Consider the following 17,445-nt stretch of genomic DNA (forward strand, 5'->3'; position numbering starts at 1 on the left):
CAACAAACTGTATAAAAATAAATAAAAACGCAGATATTTATGAAACACAACGTCATTTCAATTGTTTTGGGTGGAGGAAGAGGGACGAGACTTTTTCCGTTAACGTACACAAGGTCAAAACCGGCTGTACCTATTGCCGGGAAGTACAGATTGGTAGATATACCGATTTCGAATTGCTTAAATTCAGGTTTAAATAAAATCCTTGTTTTAACGCAGTTTAATTCGGCATCATTAAATTCACACATCAAAAACTCGTACCATTTTGATATTTTCAGTCAGGGTTTCGTAGATATTTTGGCAGCAGAGCAGAATGTTGACAGCGATAGCTGGTTCCAGGGAACGGCAGATGCCGTTCGTCAGTCGATGAAGCATCTTGAGAAATACGATTACGAATATATTTTGATTCTTTCCGGAGACCAATTGTATCAGATGGATTTTAATGAAATGCTGGATTTTCATATCGAAAACGGAGGTGATGTCACCATTGCAACGATCCCTGTAACGGCAAAAGATGCAACAGGTTTTGGTATTCTAAGTTCAGATGATGAAGGAAATATTACTTCATTCGTAGAAAAGCCGGGATTTGATGAGCTGAATGGTTTGCAGTCGGAAGTTTCAGATGAGAACAAGGCAAAAGGTAAAGAATTTCTGGCATCTATGGGGATTTATATTTTCTCAAAAACAATCCTTAAAAAAATGTTTGATGAAGGAGCAGGAGATGATTTCGGTAAAGACATCATCCCTAGTTCTATCGGGAAATATAAAACTTTAAGCTATCAGTACGAAGGTTATTGGACGGATATAGGAACAATCGAATCTTTTTATGAAGCTAATTTAGATCTTTGTCAGGATTTTCCTCAGTTTAATCTTTTTTCATCTTCACCGATTTTTACCCGTGCGAGAATGCTTCCGCCTTCAAAGGTAAATGGCTCATATGTAAGTAAAGCAGTTTTCGGTGACGGATGCATCATTATGGCTGATAAAATTGAAAATTCTGTGATCGGAAACCGTACACGAGTTGATAAGGGAAGTACGATTGTTAATTCTTACATCATGGGAGCTGATTTTTACCAGAATACGACCGATATTGTAATGAATGACAGTAAAGGCCTGCCAAATATGGGAATCGGTAAATACTGTTATATCGAAAAGGCAATTCTTGATAAAAACTGTTACATTGGTGATAATGTAAGAATTATTGGCGGAAAACATCTGCAGGATGGTGACTACGGAACATATTCGGTTCAGGACGGTATTGTTGTTGTTAAAAAAGGAGCTGTTTTGACTCCAGGAACACATATCGGATAGAAGCTGGATGCTTGATGCCGGAAGTTGGGTGTTTTAGTAGGTGATAATTTTAGTTTGAATAACTTAATAAAATCTACGCAATTGAATCTAATATCCATCATCCTTTCATCAAACACCCATTAAAAATAAAAAGAAGAGTGATCAAACATATTGGTCACTTTTTTTATTTGTATTACTTTTGTGCGATGCGTTTTTTCAAAATCATAGCGGTAATTATTGTGTTTTTTATCGGAGCTTATGCGGCTTCGATGTATTATTTTGTAGATGAAAGCAAAGAGTTTACCATCGAAAAAGAAATAGATTATCCTTTGGAAAAAGTGTTTAATCAGTTTAATAACCTGCGGAATTTTACACGCTGGAATAATTTTTTTTCAAGCTCAAAAACCATTACTATTGATTATTATTTGCCTTATGAAGGGCAAGGGAGTGCAATAAGTTACAATGATCCAAAAAGTGAAGAAGGAGGCGAAATGTTTATCCGGTACGAAAACCCAAACAAAACGTTGAGGTATCAGCTTTTTGAAGACGAGGATGAAAACCCTACATTGATTGACGTAAAATTTACTGCTGTCTCTGCCGAAAAAACAAAAATCAAATGGTTTGTGCATACTCCGAAATTGCCCCTTTTATCAAGAGCTCAGAATTTCTGGACTGAAGATAAATTTGCTGAAAATATTGATAAAAGCATGCTTAATTTAAAGAATGTATTAAGCAATAAGGTGGAAAAAGACAATCAGCTGGCTGCAATAAAATACGACAGTATTATGGTTGAAAATGAAGAGGCTAAAATGATTTTGGGTGTTAATGTGAGTGCTTCCAACAAAAAAGAAGCTCTGTACAAAAACATCGTCATGAATTATAATAAAGTGAATAATTTTGTGTCGATGGATTTGGGTAAAAAAAGCGATGAGGTTGGTTATCCTGTGTTGATTACAGATGCAGATAATTTTAAAGACAAAGAGGTTTCTTATTTCTTCGGGATTCCGTTGTCAAAAAAAGTTGGGATTACTGATAATAATTTCAGTTTCAGATCAGTAAGTCCTACCCAGAATTACATTATGTATTACAAAGGGTCTTACGAAGGAAGGGTAAAAGCAATTCAGCAGCTGATGCAAAAAGCAAAGAAAGACGAAATGCGTTATGGTGATGTTTATCAGACCTTTATCGAGTCTCCGGCAGAAGGTCAGAATGTGAACATGAAGATCTCTCTTTCTGTTTTTAGATGATTTTTTCCCAATTATTGATTTTATAATTTTTTTAAAGGTTTGAGACTATCCTAACCCGTTTTTTTTTATTAAATTTGAAGATTAATTCGATAAACAAAATTTAATAATAGATAAACTGTAATAATGGACAGATTTTCATTCCTAAACGCAGCTCATTCTCAGTTAATTGAGGATTTATACCAACAATACTTAAAATTTCCGGACTCTTTAGAACCATCATGGAAGGCCTTTTTTCAAGGCTTTGATTTTGCATTAGAAAACTATTCTGATGAAGAAGACATCCAGTACATCAAGAATTCGGGGAATTCTTCTCCTGCAGTTCAGCAGATTTCTCAGGCAGCTTCAAACGGTGAAGTTCCGGAGCATATCAAGAAGGAATTTAAGGTAGTGAATCTTATTGAGGCGTATAGGACGAGAGGTCATCTTTTCACAAAAACAAACCCTGTTCGTGAAAGAAGACACTACACTCCGACTCTGGATATCGAAAACTTCGGTCTTGAAAAGTCAGATTTAAACACGAAATTCAACTGCGCAGTTGAAACAGGAATGAAAGGTCCTGCAACTTTACAGGAATTGATTACACATTTAGAAAACATTTATTGTGATTCTATCGGTGTAGAATATATGCACATCAACAACGTTCAGGAAAAAGATTTCATTAAGCAATGGCTTCAGGTGAATGAAAACCATCCAAGTCTTAATGCAAACGAAAAAACTGAGATTTTATTAAAATTAAATCAGGCAGTTGCGTTTGAAAATTATCTTCACACAAAGTTTGTTGGGCAAAAAAGATTCTCTTTGGAAGGTGGTGAAACATTGATTCCTGCTTTGGATCAACTGATTTCAAGATCTTCTCAGCTTGGTGTTGACGAGGTTGTTTTGGGAATGGCTCACAGAGGCAGACTGAATGTTTTAACGAATATCTTCGGTAAATCTTACAAGCAGATTTTCTCAGAATTTGAAGGGAAAGAGTTTGAAGAAGATGTATTTTCCGGTGATGTTAAATATCACTTAGGTTCATCTAAAAAAATCAAAACGGCTTCAGGAGAAGAAGTTGCGATTAATTTAACTCCGAACCCATCTCACCTTGAAACGGTTGCAGCTCTTGTAGAAGGGATTTGCCGTGCTAAAGTTGATGATAAATATAAAGATTATTCTAAAGTTTTACCAATCATTATTCACGGTGACGGAGCAATTGCAGGACAAGGTATTGCATACGAAGTTGCTCAGATGATGACTTTGGATGGTTACAAAACAGGAGGAACGGTTCATATCGTAGTAAATAATCAGGTTTCATTTACAACTAACTATATGGATGCGAGATCTTCTACTTACTGTACAGATGTGGCAAAAGTAACAGAATCTCCGGTGATGCACGTAAATGCAGATGATGCAGAAGCGGTTGTACACGCTATCCATTTTGCAGCTGATTTCAGAGCTAAATTTGGTAAAGATGTTTATATCGACCTTTTAGGATATAGAAAATATGGTCATAACGAAGGGGACGAACCAAGATTTACACAGCCTAATTTATATAAAACAATTTCTAAGCACCCGAATCCAAGAGAGATCTATAAAGATCAGTTGTTGAAAGACAGCGTTGTTTCAAATGATCTTATTGCTAAAATGGAAGCTGATTTCAAAGCTCTTTTAGATAAAGATTTTGATGCTTCTAAGGAAATTGAAAAGAACGTAATGGACGTTTTCATGGCAGATGACTGGACGAATTTCCCAATCGGAAAAAGAGGAGCAGTTCAACAGCCTGTAGATACAAAATATGACTTAGAAAAGCTGAAAGAATTGGCCATTAAAATGTCAACACTTCCGGCTGATAAAAAGTTCTTAAATAAAATTACAAGACTTTTCGAAAACAGACTGAAAGCGATTGAAGGAAACTCTTTAGATTGGGCTCTTGGAGAGTGGTTGGCTTATGCTACGCTTTTAGTGGAGGGGCACAACGTAAGAATTTCAGGAGAAGATGTAGAAAGAGGAACTTTCTCTCACAGACATGCGGTTGTAAAAACTGAAGATACAGAAGAAGAGTATGTACCATTGAGACATGTTTCTGAAAGCAGATTTGATGTCTTCAATTCTCACCTTTCTGAATACGGAGTTCTTGGTTTCGATTATGGTTATGCAATGGCATCTCCTAATACTTTAACGATCTGGGAAGCTCAGTTCGGAGATTTCGTGAACGGTGCTCAGATTATTGTTGACCAATATTTGGCTGCAGCAGAAGAAAAATGGAAAATTCAGGATGGTTTGGTGATGTTATTGCCTCACGGTTCAGAAGGGCAGGGTGCAGAGCACTCTTCAGCAAGACTGGAAAGATTCTTAACGCTTTGTGCTAATGAAAATATGGTAGTTGCAAACATCACTTCTCCTGCCAACTATTTCCACTTATTAAGAAGACAATTAAAATGGTCATTCAGAAAGCCACTAATTGTAATGAGTCCAAAATCATTGTTAAGACATCCAAGAGTGGTTTCTCCGCTTGAAGATTTCTCAAATAAAGGATTCCAGCCGATTTTAGATGATCCAACTGCTGATCCTGCAAAAGTTGAAAAATTAGTGCTATGTTCAGGTAAATTATACTTCGAATTATTGGCTAAGAAAGAAGAATTAAATTGTGAGAATATTGCATTGGTAAGATTTGAGCAGTTATATCCGCTTCAGACAGATGCTATCGAAGCTATTTTTGCTAAATATTCAAACAGAAAATCAATCGTTTGGGCACAGGAAGAACCAGAAAATATGGGAGCTTGGTCTTATATCCTGAGAAACTTCAGAGATACAGGAATTGAGGTAATCTCCCCGGTTCCAAGTGGTGCTCCGGCTCCTGGAAGTCATAAAATGTTTGAGAAAAATCAAAATGCCGTTATCAACAGAGTTTTCGACAGAGACGACGCTCCTGCTAAAAGACCTGTAACAGCTTAATTATAGTAAATATCCAATTAAAAAAATAAAAAATACGATATGTCAATTTTAGAAATGAAAGTTCCTTCACCGGGAGAATCAATTACAGAAGTTGAAATTGCAACTTGGCTTGTAAAAGATGGTGATTATGTAGAAAAAGATCAACCAATCGCTGAAGTAGATTCAGACAAGGCAACATTAGAATTACCTGCAGAGCAGAGTGGTGTAATCACTCTAAAAGCAGAAGAAGGTGATGTGGTACAAGTAGGTCAGGTTGTTTGTTTAATTGATATGGATGCTGCTAAACCTGCTGCTCCTGCTGCTGAAGCTCCAAAACAGGAAGAAGCACCGAAAGCTGCTGAACCTGCTAAAACGGAAGCTCCAAAACCAGCTCCTGTTGCTGCACAGTCTTACGCTACAGGAACTCCTTCTCCTGCAGCTAAGAAAATTCTTGATGAAAAAGGAATTGATGCTTCTCAGGTTTCAGGTTCAGGAAGAGACGGAAGAATCTCTAAATCTGATGCTGAATTGGCAGCTGTTCCTGCGTTGGGAGGTAACTCTTTAACGGCTACAGGTTCAAGATCTACAACAACGACTAAACTTTCAGTTCTTAGAAGAAAAATCGCTCAGAGATTAGTTTCTGTAAAGAACGAAACAGCGATGTTAACTACTTTCAACGAAGTTGACATGTCTGAGATCTTTAGACTAAGAAAACAATATAAAGAAGAATTTGCTCAAAAGCACGGAGTAGGACTTGGTTTCATGTCTTTCTTCACAAAGGCGGTTACCAGAGCGTTACAGATGTATCCGGATGTAAATGCTTCTATTGACGGAGATTTCAAAGTAAACTATGATTTCTGCGATATTTCAATTGCAGTTTCAGGTCCTAAAGGATTAATGGTTCCTGTATTAAGAAATGCTGAAAATATGTCTTTCGCAAACGTTGAAGGAAACATTAAAGATTTAGCGATCAAAGTAAGAGACGGAAAAATCACGGTTGACGAAATGACTGGTGGTACTTTTACGATTACTAATGGTGGTACTTTCGGTTCTATGATGTCTACACCGATTATCAATCCTCCTCAATCAGCAATCTTGGGTATGCACAATATTATCCAAAGACCGGTTGCTGTTGATGGGCAGGTTGTCATTCGTCCGATGATGTATGTTGCAATGTCTTATGACCACAGAATTATCGACGGTAAAGAATCTGTAGGATTCCTTGTTGCGGTAAAAGAAGGTATCGACAATCCGGTAGAAATCCTGTTAGGCGGAGACGAAAGAAAAGGTCTTGGATTATAATTCAGCCTTTCTCTAAAATAACAAACCCCGTCTCTCAAAAAAGGCGGGGTTTTTGTATCTATTGATTTAAATTGATTGAAAATGTTCTCTAAAATTACTTCCAATATAAAGGTTTCGGTAGTCCCCGAATACGATAGCAAGAACAGTTATCCATCAGAAAACCGTCACGTATTCAAATATAATATTGTCATTGAAAATGATGCAGATTTTCCTATTAAAATTCTTAAAAGAAAGTGGTTAATCTTTGATGTTGGTTTTGGATATACAGAAGTGGTGGGCGATGGCGTAATTGGTTTAACTCCCGATGTAAAGCCCGGCGATAATTTTGCTTATTTCTCAAATGTAATGCTTCGTTCCGGAGTTGGAAATATGAGTGGAAAATACTTGGTAGAAAACGCTCAGACCAAAGAACATTTCGAGGTTGATATTCCTAAATTCAATCTTCTGTCGGAAGTTTTGAGTAATTAATGGGAATTTATAAAATTTTAATTTTTTGTTTCATATAATCTGAGACTTCATCATTTGTTGTAAGAAAAAGTTTTTCAAAAGCTAAAAGTGCAATTTTTGCACAGACTTCTGCATCATCTCCGGCCCTGTGATGTTTAAATTTAATATCATGATATTCAGCCAAATGTTTCAAACCATATTTCGGAAGATAGTTCCATGATTTTTTTGCAAGCTGAATGCTGCACAGATAATTTAATTTGGGAGCAAACATTCCGTAGAAATCGAGGCAACCTCTCAAAACTCCTGCATCAAAACTTGCATTGTGGGCAATCATTAAAGTCCCGTACATTAATTCTTCAATCTCGTACCATATTTCATCGAACGTAGGAGCATCTTTGACATCACTCGGAAGAATGCCGTGAACATCAATGTTTCTTTGGTTAAAATAGGGGAAACTTGGTGGTTTTATGAGCCATGTTTTGGTTTCTACAATCTGAGAATTCTGTACAATACAAACCCCGACTTCACAAGCTGAATGTCTTTCAAAAGTTGCTGTTTCAAAATCGATCGCGCAGAAATCCATTGGTTATATTTAAATTTTAATGTTCTATGTTTAAGGTTAAATAATTACAATAATAAGTTATTTTTTGCCTCCCAGAAAGTGTTTAAAAATAAGCCATTTCGTTTGATAATAGTGGCTTTTTTGATACTTTTGCCGGCGTTTCAGTGTTCCCTGAAGCTGGGCATAAAACCCGAAATGTCCTCTTGCTACTGCCCAAAGATGTGAAAAACCGTTTTTATAAGCGAAGTAAAAGGAAGCAACTCCATCTAAACACAATCTGAAAAATATCAACCAGATCAGTTTTGGAAAAGGTAGATTTTTCAGCATCATCGAAAGATTATTTCTGATGTTCAGATAGGTTTTCTGAGCGCTTTGTTTATTTAAAGTTCCACCGCCAACATGATAAACTTCAGATTTTCCAGTATAAAATATTTTCTTTTCTGAATTGATTAATCTCCAGCAAAGATCAATTTCTTCCTGATGCGCAAAAAATCTTTCATCAAAGCCATTCTGTTCCCAAAAATCTTTAGATCTGATAAAAAAGCAGCATCCTGAAGCCCAGAAAATCTCTGTTTCGTCATTATACTGACCTTTATCTTCTTCAAGGTCATCAAAAATTCTTCCTCTACAGTAAGGATACCCCAAATTATCGATCATTCCGCCTGCAGCTCCTGCAAACTCGAAATATTTTTTATTGTTAAATGATAATATTTTAGGCTGAATGGCAGCAATTGAAGAATCTTTTTCAAATAAATTTAAAACAGGTCTGATCCAATTTTCTGTAACTTCTACATCAGAATTCAGAAGGCAGTAATATGCTGCATTTATTTTTTTCAAACCTTCGTTATAACCACCTGCAAAACCATAATTTTTATCATTAATAATGATTTTTACCGAAGGAAATTCACTTTTTAAGATCTCAACCGAATCATCCGTAGAATGGTTGTCAATCACATATATTTCAGCTTCTTCAGAAAACTGTATAACGTTTGGAAGAAACTTTTGAAGCCAGTTTTTACCGTTCCAGTTTAAGATAACAACTGCTAAATTTTTAGACTCTTCTCTCATTTACTCTTCGTACGTTTTAATAGAATCCTGATACTTCCATTTTCTATGAGACCAAAGATAATTGTCGGGATTTTTTCTGATGGTATTTTCCAGAAGATGATGAAATTTTTGCACAACTTCGTTATTAACAAATTTCTCTCCATCCGGATAGATCCGATGGTAGTTTACCTGATAATAGCCTCTTTTTACTTTTTTCATTTCGCAATAGATAAAAGCAAGATTCATTCTTGTAGCCAGCTTATCGTAACCGATAAATGCAGGTGTTCTTTGGTTAAGAAATTTTAAACCGTAATTAACATGAGAAGAATGCGGAGTCTGATCTGCAACAAACATATAAGCAGAATCACCATCATTACTGTTTCTGAAGATATTCATGATGACTTCATTGGCCTCCAAAGCTTCGTTTCCGAATCTGTTTCGGACTTTTTTCATCTGATTTTCCCAGAAGTTGCTGTTTACTTTTCTGTAAACGGGATGGCAATGTTTTTGCGGGATTACTTTAGCCAAAGCATTGATCCACTCCCAATTGAAAACATGCCCAGCGAGAAGAATTATATTTTTACCTTCAGCTTTGGCGTCATGAAATACCTGCTGATTGATATGCTGCATTCTAACCCGTGATTCGGTTTCGGAAATACTGAATGATTTTACTGTTTCTACAAGATAATCTGAGAAATTCAGATAGAATTTTTTTCTGATTTCTCTAATTTCTTCTTCTGACTTTTCAGGGAATGAATTTTTTAAGTTTTTTGTAATTACTTTTTTTCTATATCCAACGATATAATGATTCAAAAAGAAAATAATGTCTGAAAAAATGTATAAAATTTTCAGCGGGAGTTTTGAAATTAAGTATAATATTTTTATCAGGAAATTCATAAAACAGGCAAATTTACGGATAATAAAATTATGGTTCTCTTTTTGCTGGTAAATACTATTATTTTTTTATTTTTATGTTATGAAAAAATTGATATTAACAGCTTTTATGGGAATAGGATTTCTCGGGTTTTCTCAGAATCTGAAGAACGAACCTAATGGTAGGGAAGATAAATCCTTATTGGTAAAAACAGATAATGCAGAATTAGAAGCAAAAAAGAAAGCAGCAGAAGAAAAAGCAAAGCTGCCTAAACCTTACGATCCAAAAGCGGATGCTGAAAAAGATATTCAGGCTTTAATTGCAAAAGCAAAAAAAGAAAAAAAGAATATTATGATTCAGGCAGGTGGAAACTGGTGTATTTGGTGTCTGAGATTCAATCAATACGTTCAGACAACTCCAGAACTGAAAAATATTGTTGATAAAAACTATGTATATTATCATCTGAATTACTCGCCGGATAATAAAAACGAAAAAACTTTTGCTAAGTACGGAAATCCCGGTGAAAAGTTTGGATACCCTGTTTTTATCGTTTTAGATAGCAATGGGAAAACAATTCACATTCAGCAAAGTGATGTCTTGGAAGAAGGAAAAGGCTACAGCTTAGAAAAAGTAAAGGAGTTTTTCAATAAATGGGCTCCTGCAAAATCATAAAAATTAAAACCGGGAAATTTCTCGGTTTTTTTTATTTATAGAAACCTTTTGATCCAGCTTAGTTTTTTCTCAGAGTATGGTGGATATTTAATGTTCGGCTCGCCCCATGTTGCTCTTTCAAGAATAGCTTTTTGATGTGAGAAGGTTTCAAAACCAAATGTTCCGTGGTAATTACCAATTCCTGAGTTTCCAACGCCACCAAACGGAAGATTTTCATTTTCTAAATGCATCATTACATCATTAATACAGCCTCCTCCGAAAGAAAGTTTTTGCAAGAAATTCTCCTTTTCTTCTGAATTGTCCGTAAATAAATAAGCGGCTAAAGGTTTTTCCAATTCTAAAATTTCATTTAAAATAACATTAAGATTGGTAAAAGAAATAACAGGTAATATTGGTCCGAAAATTTCTTCCTGCATGACTTCATCACTCCAATGGATATTCGTTAAAATCGTAGGTTCGATGAATAATTTTTCTCTGTTGAAATTTCCCCCGAAGTAAATTTTGTCTTTATCAATCAGTGTAATAAGCCTATCAAAATTCCTTTGATTGATAATTTTTGTGTAATGTTCCGAATCCGGTTCATATTTAAATTCCTGAATATATTTTCTAAGCATTTCTAAAAACTGCTCCTGAACAGATTCTTCAATCAATAAATAATCGGGAGCAACACAGGTTTGTCCGGCATTTAAAAACTTTCCCCAGATAATTCTCTTGGCAGCTACTTCAAGATTCGCTTCTTTTGTAATTATAGCGGGAGATTTCCCACCTAACTCCAGGGTAACAGGCGTCAGATTTTTTGCGGCTGCTTCGTAAACAATTTTCCCGACTTTTGTACTTCCGGTGAAAAATATTTTGTCAAATTTGAGTTTTAACAATTCTGTAGTTTCCTCAATACCGCCTTCATAAGCGTATACATATTCGGGTGGAAAATTTTCATTGATGATTTTTGCCATGACTTTCATTGTATTTTCTGCAATTTCACTCGGTTTTAAAATACAACAGTTTCCGGCAGCCAATGCGGCAACAATAGGAGAAAGGGATAACTGATAAGGATAATTCCAGGCTCCGATGACCAAAACATTACCCAAAGGTTCAGAATCAATCCTGCTTTTCCCGAATTGATTCACCAGGTTAGTTCTGACTCTCTTGGGTTTTGAAAGTGATTTTAAATTTTTCAGATAATATTCAATATCATTTAAAACAAAGGAGATTTCAGTGGTGAAGGTATCAAATTTAGACTTTCCAAAATCTTGGTAAATGGCTTCATACAAAAGATGTTCGTTCTCTAAAATCACATCCCGAAGTTTTTCAAGATACATTTTTCTGAACCTGATATTCTTCGTTTGTTGTGTTTTGAAAAAATCTTTCTGTTTATATACAATTTCCTGAATTTCCATAAAGCGAATTTCAGGAATTATTGCAAATTTTTTGCCTAAAAAGCTACATAATATTTCTCACCGCAATTTTTACGGGATGATACAGTAAAATAACCAATGCCGTAATTAAAGCCAACCAGAATAACCCTGTAAAGATTTCCATATTGGATAGCAAAATAGCCTGTGCATTGATTTTGGCTTTGAAAGCTCCTGCCGTCATTGATATTGATTCATTGATCGGAAATTTAGAAATATGAGCTCCAAAAATCTGATTCCATTGTGAATAGAAAACAGGATTGGTATCGATAAAGTTTGAACTTAATGTATCTGAGTGTTTCAACGTTAAAAATAACATTAAATTCTGCATTAAAGCGTATCCGATAGCGGTTGTCCAGAACCTGGTTGCTGTTCCGACTGCAGATGCGTTGGCAACATATTTTTCGGGCATTCCGGAAATTAAAAAGAAAACCAAAGGTGTGAAAAGTAATCCTTGTCCGACACCTTGAAGAAACAATGGCGGACAAATCGTTTGAAGCGTTGTGTCAGGGTAAAAAGTGTAGGTAAACCAAGCACAGTCAATTGCCAAGATCAGAAATCCTGTAAAGAAAATCAATTTTGAAGATGCTCCTTTTGTGATGCATAAAGCTGATAAAAAAACGCCCAAAAGACTTCCGGCAACATTCCAGTACTGAATTTCTACGATATAATCCCAAGGCCATTTCCAGACGGTTGCCATAATGCTGTACACATTGTTTATGGAAGCTCTCAGAATATAAAAAATGAAGAAAAGAATCACTCCTGCAATCAAATTTTTTGAACCGAACACTTCAAAATGAAAAAAAGGACGCGGCTGATTTCTCTGTTTTAACATAAACAATCCTCCGAATAGTAAGAAAATCAGAAAACAAAAAATGATAATATCCGATTCAAACCACATTAATCGTTTTCCGTAAATTAAAGCATAACCGCCTGCCTGAAGACATACCCAAAGCAAAAACCAGCTTGTAATATCCAGTTGATACAATGGTTTTTTAGGAAAAAATCTGTTTTTATTAAAGATCGCAAAAGCAATAATTAAAACAAAAACATGGAAATAAACCATCATAAGGATCATGTGTTTAAAGTCGTAATCTTCAATGCTGGATTTCATCAGAGAGGTCGTCAAAGTTCCACCTGTGAGAATAATGGTGTACATAAAAGTGTAGGCGATTTCTTTGGCGTGTTTCGTTTTGAGCTCAGCGACAATCAGCGGCAGGAAAATGGCACCTTCCATCACTCCAAAGATTCCTTCCAAAAAGCGAATGACTAAAATAACATGGTAGTCACTCGTTATGGAAAGCCCGTAAAGTATAAGAATGGAAACGGAAGACATCAGCAAAGTGTAATATTTTACGCTGAAATACGCCATAAACCGCTGTATAACTAAAAGTGTAACCACAAATGTCCCGTACATCAAAATCATTAAGTATTGGATGTCGTCTGAATCGACATCCATAAAAGAAGATATGAAGGCGCTATTGGAATGCAAAAGCGACAACAACATCAGGTGGGGAAACAGCGCCAGAATAAGAAGCGGCAGTTTCAGCCATTGTGGTACCCATTGATGATAAACTGTATTGTGTTGCATGATTTTCTTTAAAAGGCGAATCAGTAATGATTGCCAAATGTGTTTTATATTAAATCTATTTAAATTTTTTAGAAGCTTTTTCCCGCTTTCCACTCTATCTTTTTTGTTACGGCTTCCGCTTCGCTCCAGCCGCAACAAAAAAGGATGCCGTTGCAATCGGGGCTAGGGTTGCAGCCGTTCCTTTGAATATTTTATAATTACACAGAGTTTGTCATTCCGTAGGAATCCAGGCTTGAATCTTTCCGATAGAATACGTCTAGATGCCTGCGGAATGACAGACTTACTGGAAATAAACTTTAGAAAATTTAAACAAAGTTGTTATTAATGAAAAATGCGAAAAGACAAAAGAACAACATGTAAAAGTAAAGGTAAGATGGTAAATTGCATTCTGCCTTTTCGCTTAAAAAATAATTTAATTGGTTAATTTAAAATTTGAGAAGAGGATTTTAAAATTTTGATCTATACACTAAACATTTCCACACAAAACTCTAAAATTCTCAAACCCTCTCACTCTCAAACTCTATATTTTCTTCGCACTCACCAGAACATTCATTCCGGAAAGTAATTTTTCGTTGTTTTGATTTTTATCCAGAATAATCTTCACTGGAAATCTTTGTTCGATTTTTACGAAATTTCCTGTTGCATTATCCGGTTTTACTAAAGAGAATTGTGAGCCTGAAGCCGGAGAAACGGAAACAATTTTTCCTTTAAATTCTACATCAGGATAAGCATCTGCTGTGATAATGACTTCTTTATTCTGATCGATCTGTCCCAATTGCGTTTCTTTGTAATTGGCAATAATCCATTTCTCTTTGCTTACGATCTGCACCAACGCCTGACCTTCTTTGATCAATTGTCCTTCCTGAATCGTTTTCTTACCAACCCAACCATCGTAAGGTGCAGTAACAACAGTGTAGGAAAGGAAAAGTTTAGCATTATTAAGACTCGCCGAACTTTGCTGGATCTGGCTTTTTACGGGAGCAACTTTCGTTTCCTGTTCGTTTACGCTTGCTCTCACTGCATTTTTCTGTTGTTCTAAAGCTAAAAGATTCGCTTTTGCCTGTTCGTAAGAAGCTTTTACATTTTCAAACTGTTGTTCGGTTGCCGCATCTTCATCAACCAAGTTTTTGTATCTTTTAAAATCCTGTTCGTTTCTCCAGATGTCAATTTTTGCCGAAGCAATTTTAGCATCGACGATTTTTGTATCGCTTGCTTTTGTATTCACACCGCTTTCAATAGTGCTTATATTTTCTGAATTGGCATGAAGATTTGCTTCGGCCATTTTTACCTGATTCACAAATTCGCGGTTGTCTATTACAATTAATGTATCGCCTTTGTGTACAAATTGGTTTTCATTAAACTTAATTGTTTTAATGAATCCCGAAACCTTGCTTGAAACAGGTGTGATATATTGTTCGATCTGTGCGTCGTTGGTCGTTACATTTTTTCTCGAAAAAAGGTAAAAGCTTACCATTCCCGTGATTCCGCTGATAATAAGGATCCACGCCAATAGAGTAATCGTTTTGTTGATTCTTTTTTCTTTTCGTGTTAATTGCTTTTGTGCCATAGTTTTTATAAGTTTCCAATCGTGTATTGGAGTTGATAATATTTAAGTTGTCTGTTAATTTTTACGGAAATAAGATTGGACTGAGCTTCCAGATAAGCATTGTCAGCATCGATCAGTTCGGTGATTAAGCTTAGTTTGTTGGCGTATTTCGTTCTTACAATTCGATAATTTTCTTTAGCCTGATTAATCGCTTCCTCTGAAATTTTTACCTTTTGGTCGGTTTCTTCAAACTTTTTGTAGGCTTCATAAACATTGTGTCTTATATTTTCCTCATTTTCTTCGATCTGCAGTTTGGCAAGGTTGATATTTTCCTTTGATTCCTGCATTTTGTATTTGTTTTTATACAGACTTTCGATAGGATAGGTAAGATTGACGCCAATCATTCCCAGGCGATAAGCATAAGGTTCTGGAGGGAAGAACATCATATTCGGATATTTCAAAAAATATTCTCCTCCTGCGGTAATTTTCGGTAAATAATTCGTTTTTGTAATTTTCTGATCTAATTCTTTAAGCGAAAGATTTTTATTGGCCATTGCAACAGATTCGTTTTTATGCAAGGCCGTTTCCGTTAATTCATCTACATAAGGTATTTCAGCATTTTCGGAGATGAGATCTTCCGTATCCACATGCATTTCCTGGTTTTCGGGAAGGGAAAGAGTGGTTTTCAGTTTATGTTCGGCAATCTGAATATCATTGTCGAGTTCCGTCCAGCTCATTTTATGATTGGAAAGCTGCAAAGAAGTTCTCAACACTTCATTTACCGTAACAACACCGTTTGCTTTTAAAGCTTTTACCTGTTTGATGTTCACGGAATCTTCTTTCATTTTATCATTAATCAGACTTTGCTGTTCTTTTAAATGATGGATTTGAAGAAAAGCGGTAATAATTTCCATCTTCAGCTGTCTTTCATCCAAATGGGTCTTTAATGAAGAAATCCCTGTATCAATGGCAGCTTTTTTCTCTGTGTTTTTTATTTTTCCGCCCATGTAAACGGGAATTGATGCGGAAAGAGTAAAGTCGTACATTCCATTGATAATGTCATATTTTGTTGCTTTTCCGAATACGCCATTTTCGTGCTGAAAAAGATTGGTCACCTGATTGTAGCTCGTATGAAATTCGATGTCCGGAAGTTTTTCCATTTTCAGATCTTTCTCTTTCGTTTCAGACATTTCATTTTTTAAATGACTTATCTGAATATTTTTGTTGTTTTTTAAGCCGATCTCAACCGCCTGTTGCAAGCTGAGATGCTTAAAATCTATCACTTGTGATTGTAAATTAAAGCTTATCAATAATAAGCACAACGCAATACACTGATATTTGCATGCGTTAAATATCATATTCATAATTTAATTAAAGGTTTTTTGCTAAAATGATTTTGATACTGCAAATTTACGATGAGTAACTTCGGACAGTATTTGTGAAAACAGAAAAAGATTTGTCCATTTACGCCAAATTGAAATTTTATTTTTACCTTTATTTTATGAATGACAGTCATTTTGGAGCCGTTGAAGAAGAAGATGCAGCGTTTTATGTGTATCACGTTCTTACGGGAGATGTGAAAACAGAGATCCATCATCACAGTTCTGCGCAATTGGTGTATGCAGAAGGAGGTATTGTGCATATTTTTACGGATCTGAAACACTGGTATTTACCGGCAAGATGTTTTATGTGGATTCCTGCGGGAACTCCTCATTATATTTTTTCCACAAGTCCAAAGGTAGATTTGTATAATTTTTATTTTAAAAAAGAAGAAAATGAAAGTGGCTTTTTTGATGAAATTAATATTTATTCTGTCAGTCACTTGCTTCGGGAGATGATTTTATATACTAAAGACTGGGATGGGAAAATCACAAAAAATGATGAAACAAAATATTATTTCCTTAAAGCTTTAAAAGGGATTTTACCTGAAAAGAGGGATAAAAAATTAGCTTTTCCTGTTCAACACCCTTTCCCGAAAGATGAAACTTTACTGAAAGTGGCCAAATATATTCACGCCAACCTTGAAAAGCCTTTAACCATCGAATCTACTGCAAAAGAATTCGGAATGAGTACCAGAACTTTATCGAGAAAATTTAAAGAGATTTTAGGGATGAATTACGTCCGTTTTCTGCGTGCATTGAGAATTACGCGATCATTAGAATTAATGTTGGAAGGAAAGTATAATATGTATGAAATTTCTATGATGGTAGGGTATAACAGTCTCTCGTCTTTCAGCAATATTTTTAAAAAAGTGATTGGAATTCCACCGACGGAGTATCTGCAGAAGTTGAAGGGGGAGGGTTGAGTTTTAAAATTGGAGAGTTAGATGTTTTTGTGTTTTTGGAATATGAAAAGGAAAAAAATCTTTTTAAATAAATATTATGATAATAATTTTATTAAAAGTCTGACTCTAATTAGTTTTTCTAATTTTGAAAAGAATGACTACGGGCCTAGCCCTGATCGAAGCATTTGTTTGAGCTCATTTTTATAGGATTTGGGGCGGGGGGGGGGGGGGGGGGGAAAAAAAACAAAAAAAAAAAAA

General features: G+C 35.5%; 14 protein-coding genes. 7 read left to right on the forward strand and 7 right to left on the reverse strand.

From position 1 onward, the window contains the following. Positions 1–39 precede the first annotated feature (39 nt). The 5 genes from ACR1PN_RS18225 to apaG all read left to right on the forward strand — a co-directional run bounded on the left by ACR1PN_RS18225 (position 40) and on the right by apaG (position 7,220). Positions 40–1,308, forward strand: a complete 1,269-nt coding sequence (locus tag ACR1PN_RS18225; protein ID WP_378178274.1) for a glucose-1-phosphate adenylyltransferase — start codon at positions 40–42, stop codon at positions 1,306–1,308. 137 nt (positions 1,309–1,445) lie between these two features. Continuing rightward, positions 1,446–2,534, forward strand: a complete 1,089-nt coding sequence (locus tag ACR1PN_RS18230) for a polyketide cyclase (protein WP_433981187.1) — start codon at positions 1,446–1,448, stop codon at positions 2,532–2,534. A 123-nt stretch (positions 2,535–2,657) separates the two neighbouring features. Continuing rightward, complete coding sequence (locus ACR1PN_RS18235) at positions 2,658–5,471, forward strand: 2-oxoglutarate dehydrogenase E1 component (protein ID WP_378178268.1); 2,814 nt, start codon at positions 2,658–2,660, stop codon at positions 5,469–5,471. Between the two features lie 39 nt (positions 5,472–5,510). Continuing rightward, positions 5,511–6,752, forward strand: a complete 1,242-nt coding sequence (gene odhB / locus ACR1PN_RS18240; protein WP_433981188.1) for a 2-oxoglutarate dehydrogenase complex dihydrolipoyllysine-residue succinyltransferase — start codon at positions 5,511–5,513, stop codon at positions 6,750–6,752. 81 nt (positions 6,753–6,833) lie between these two features. Then, positions 6,834–7,220 carry a Co2+/Mg2+ efflux protein ApaG gene (apaG, locus tag ACR1PN_RS18245; RefSeq protein WP_433981189.1) on the forward strand — a complete coding sequence of 129 codons (387 nt, stop codon included), beginning with the start codon at positions 6,834–6,836 and terminating at the stop codon, positions 7,218–7,220. A gap of 7 nt (positions 7,221–7,227) precedes the next feature. Here apaG and ACR1PN_RS18250 read toward each other — a convergent pair whose 3' ends face one another. The 3 genes from ACR1PN_RS18250 to ACR1PN_RS18260 are packed head-to-tail and all read right to left on the reverse strand — an operon-like array spanning position 7,228 to position 9,705. After that, positions 7,228–7,782 carry a 3'-5' exonuclease gene (locus ACR1PN_RS18250; protein WP_433981190.1) on the reverse strand — a complete coding sequence of 185 codons (555 nt, stop codon included), beginning with the start codon at positions 7,780–7,782 and terminating at the stop codon, positions 7,228–7,230. Between the two features lie 57 nt (positions 7,783–7,839). Further along, the gene (locus ACR1PN_RS18255) at positions 7,840–8,829 is read right to left on the reverse strand and encodes a glycosyltransferase family 2 protein (RefSeq protein WP_433981191.1); all 990 of its coding nucleotides are present in this window, start codon (positions 8,827–8,829) and stop codon (positions 7,840–7,842) included. After that, positions 8,830–9,705 (reverse strand): lysophospholipid acyltransferase family protein, encoded by an 876-nt coding sequence (locus ACR1PN_RS18260; protein ID WP_378178253.1) that lies wholly within the window; start codon positions 9,703–9,705, stop codon positions 8,830–8,832. It abuts the gene before it with no gap. A gap of 79 nt (positions 9,706–9,784) precedes the next feature. On the opposite strand from ACR1PN_RS18260, the gene ACR1PN_RS18265 reads away from it, so the two are divergent. Next, on the forward strand, positions 9,785–10,354 hold the full coding sequence (locus ACR1PN_RS18265; RefSeq protein WP_433981192.1) for a thioredoxin family protein: 570 nt from the start codon (positions 9,785–9,787) through the stop codon (positions 10,352–10,354). A gap of 35 nt (positions 10,355–10,389) precedes the next feature. Here ACR1PN_RS18265 and ACR1PN_RS18270 read toward each other — a convergent pair whose 3' ends face one another. The 4 genes from ACR1PN_RS18270 to ACR1PN_RS18285 all read right to left on the reverse strand — a co-directional run bounded on the left by ACR1PN_RS18270 (position 10,390) and on the right by ACR1PN_RS18285 (position 16,267). Next, positions 10,390–11,805 (reverse strand): aldehyde dehydrogenase, encoded by a 1,416-nt coding sequence (locus ACR1PN_RS18270; protein WP_433981198.1) that lies wholly within the window; start codon positions 11,803–11,805, stop codon positions 10,390–10,392. Further along, complete coding sequence (locus tag ACR1PN_RS18275) at positions 11,795–13,357, reverse strand: hypothetical protein (RefSeq protein WP_433981193.1); 1,563 nt, start codon at positions 13,355–13,357, stop codon at positions 11,795–11,797. Before ACR1PN_RS18275 ends, ACR1PN_RS18270 begins: the two co-directional genes overlap by 11 nt. A gap of 520 nt (positions 13,358–13,877) precedes the next feature. Then, positions 13,878–14,924, reverse strand: a complete 1,047-nt coding sequence (locus ACR1PN_RS18280; protein ID WP_433981194.1) for an HlyD family secretion protein — start codon at positions 14,922–14,924, stop codon at positions 13,878–13,880. Positions 14,925–14,929: 5 nt separating this feature from the next. Beyond that, the gene (locus ACR1PN_RS18285; protein ID WP_433981195.1) at positions 14,930–16,267 is read right to left on the reverse strand and encodes a TolC family protein; all 1,338 of its coding nucleotides are present in this window, start codon (positions 16,265–16,267) and stop codon (positions 14,930–14,932) included. 137 nt (positions 16,268–16,404) lie between these two features. Here ACR1PN_RS18285 and ACR1PN_RS18290 point away from each other — a divergent pair, with 137 nt between their 5' ends. After that, on the forward strand, positions 16,405–17,208 hold the full coding sequence (locus ACR1PN_RS18290) for a helix-turn-helix domain-containing protein (protein WP_433981196.1): 804 nt from the start codon (positions 16,405–16,407) through the stop codon (positions 17,206–17,208). Positions 17,209–17,445 lie beyond the last annotated feature (237 nt).

This window comes from Chryseobacterium sp. RLHN22 (assembly GCF_051011795.1).
Taxonomy (GTDB): domain Bacteria; phylum Bacteroidota; class Bacteroidia; order Flavobacteriales; family Weeksellaceae; genus Chryseobacterium; species Chryseobacterium zhengzhouense.

What these genes read in the sequence shown, in the direction of transcription:
- ACR1PN_RS18225 (WP_378178274.1), top strand. Translation starts at nt 40, where the DNA reads ATGAAACACAACGTCATTTCAATTGTTTTGGGTGGAGGAAGAGGGACG.
- ACR1PN_RS18235 (WP_378178268.1), top strand. Translation starts at nt 2,658, where the DNA reads ATGGACAGATTTTCATTCCTAAACGCAGCTCATTCTCAGTTAATTGAG.
- odhB (WP_433981188.1), top strand. Translation starts at nt 5,511, where the DNA reads ATGTCAATTTTAGAAATGAAAGTTCCTTCACCGGGAGAATCAATTACA.
- apaG (WP_433981189.1), top strand. Translation starts at nt 6,834, where the DNA reads ATGTTCTCTAAAATTACTTCCAATATAAAGGTTTCGGTAGTCCCCGAA.
- ACR1PN_RS18250 (WP_433981190.1), bottom strand. Translation starts at nt 7,782, where the DNA reads ATGGATTTCTGCGCGATCGATTTTGAAACAGCAACTTTTGAAAGACAT.
- ACR1PN_RS18255 (WP_433981191.1), bottom strand. Translation starts at nt 8,829, where the DNA reads ATGAGAGAAGAGTCTAAAAATTTAGCAGTTGTTATCTTAAACTGGAAC.
- ACR1PN_RS18260 (WP_378178253.1), bottom strand. Translation starts at nt 9,705, where the DNA reads ATGAATTTCCTGATAAAAATATTATACTTAATTTCAAAACTCCCGCTG.
- ACR1PN_RS18265 (WP_433981192.1), top strand. Translation starts at nt 9,785, where the DNA reads ATGAAAAAATTGATATTAACAGCTTTTATGGGAATAGGATTTCTCGGG.
- ACR1PN_RS18275 (WP_433981193.1), bottom strand. Translation starts at nt 13,357, where the DNA reads ATGCAACACAATACAGTTTATCATCAATGGGTACCACAATGGCTGAAA.
- ACR1PN_RS18280 (WP_433981194.1), bottom strand. Translation starts at nt 14,924, where the DNA reads ATGGCACAAAAGCAATTAACACGAAAAGAAAAAAGAATCAACAAAACG.
- ACR1PN_RS18285 (WP_433981195.1), bottom strand. Translation starts at nt 16,267, where the DNA reads ATGAATATGATATTTAACGCATGCAAATATCAGTGTATTGCGTTGTGC.
- ACR1PN_RS18290 (WP_433981196.1), top strand. Translation starts at nt 16,405, where the DNA reads ATGAATGACAGTCATTTTGGAGCCGTTGAAGAAGAAGATGCAGCGTTT.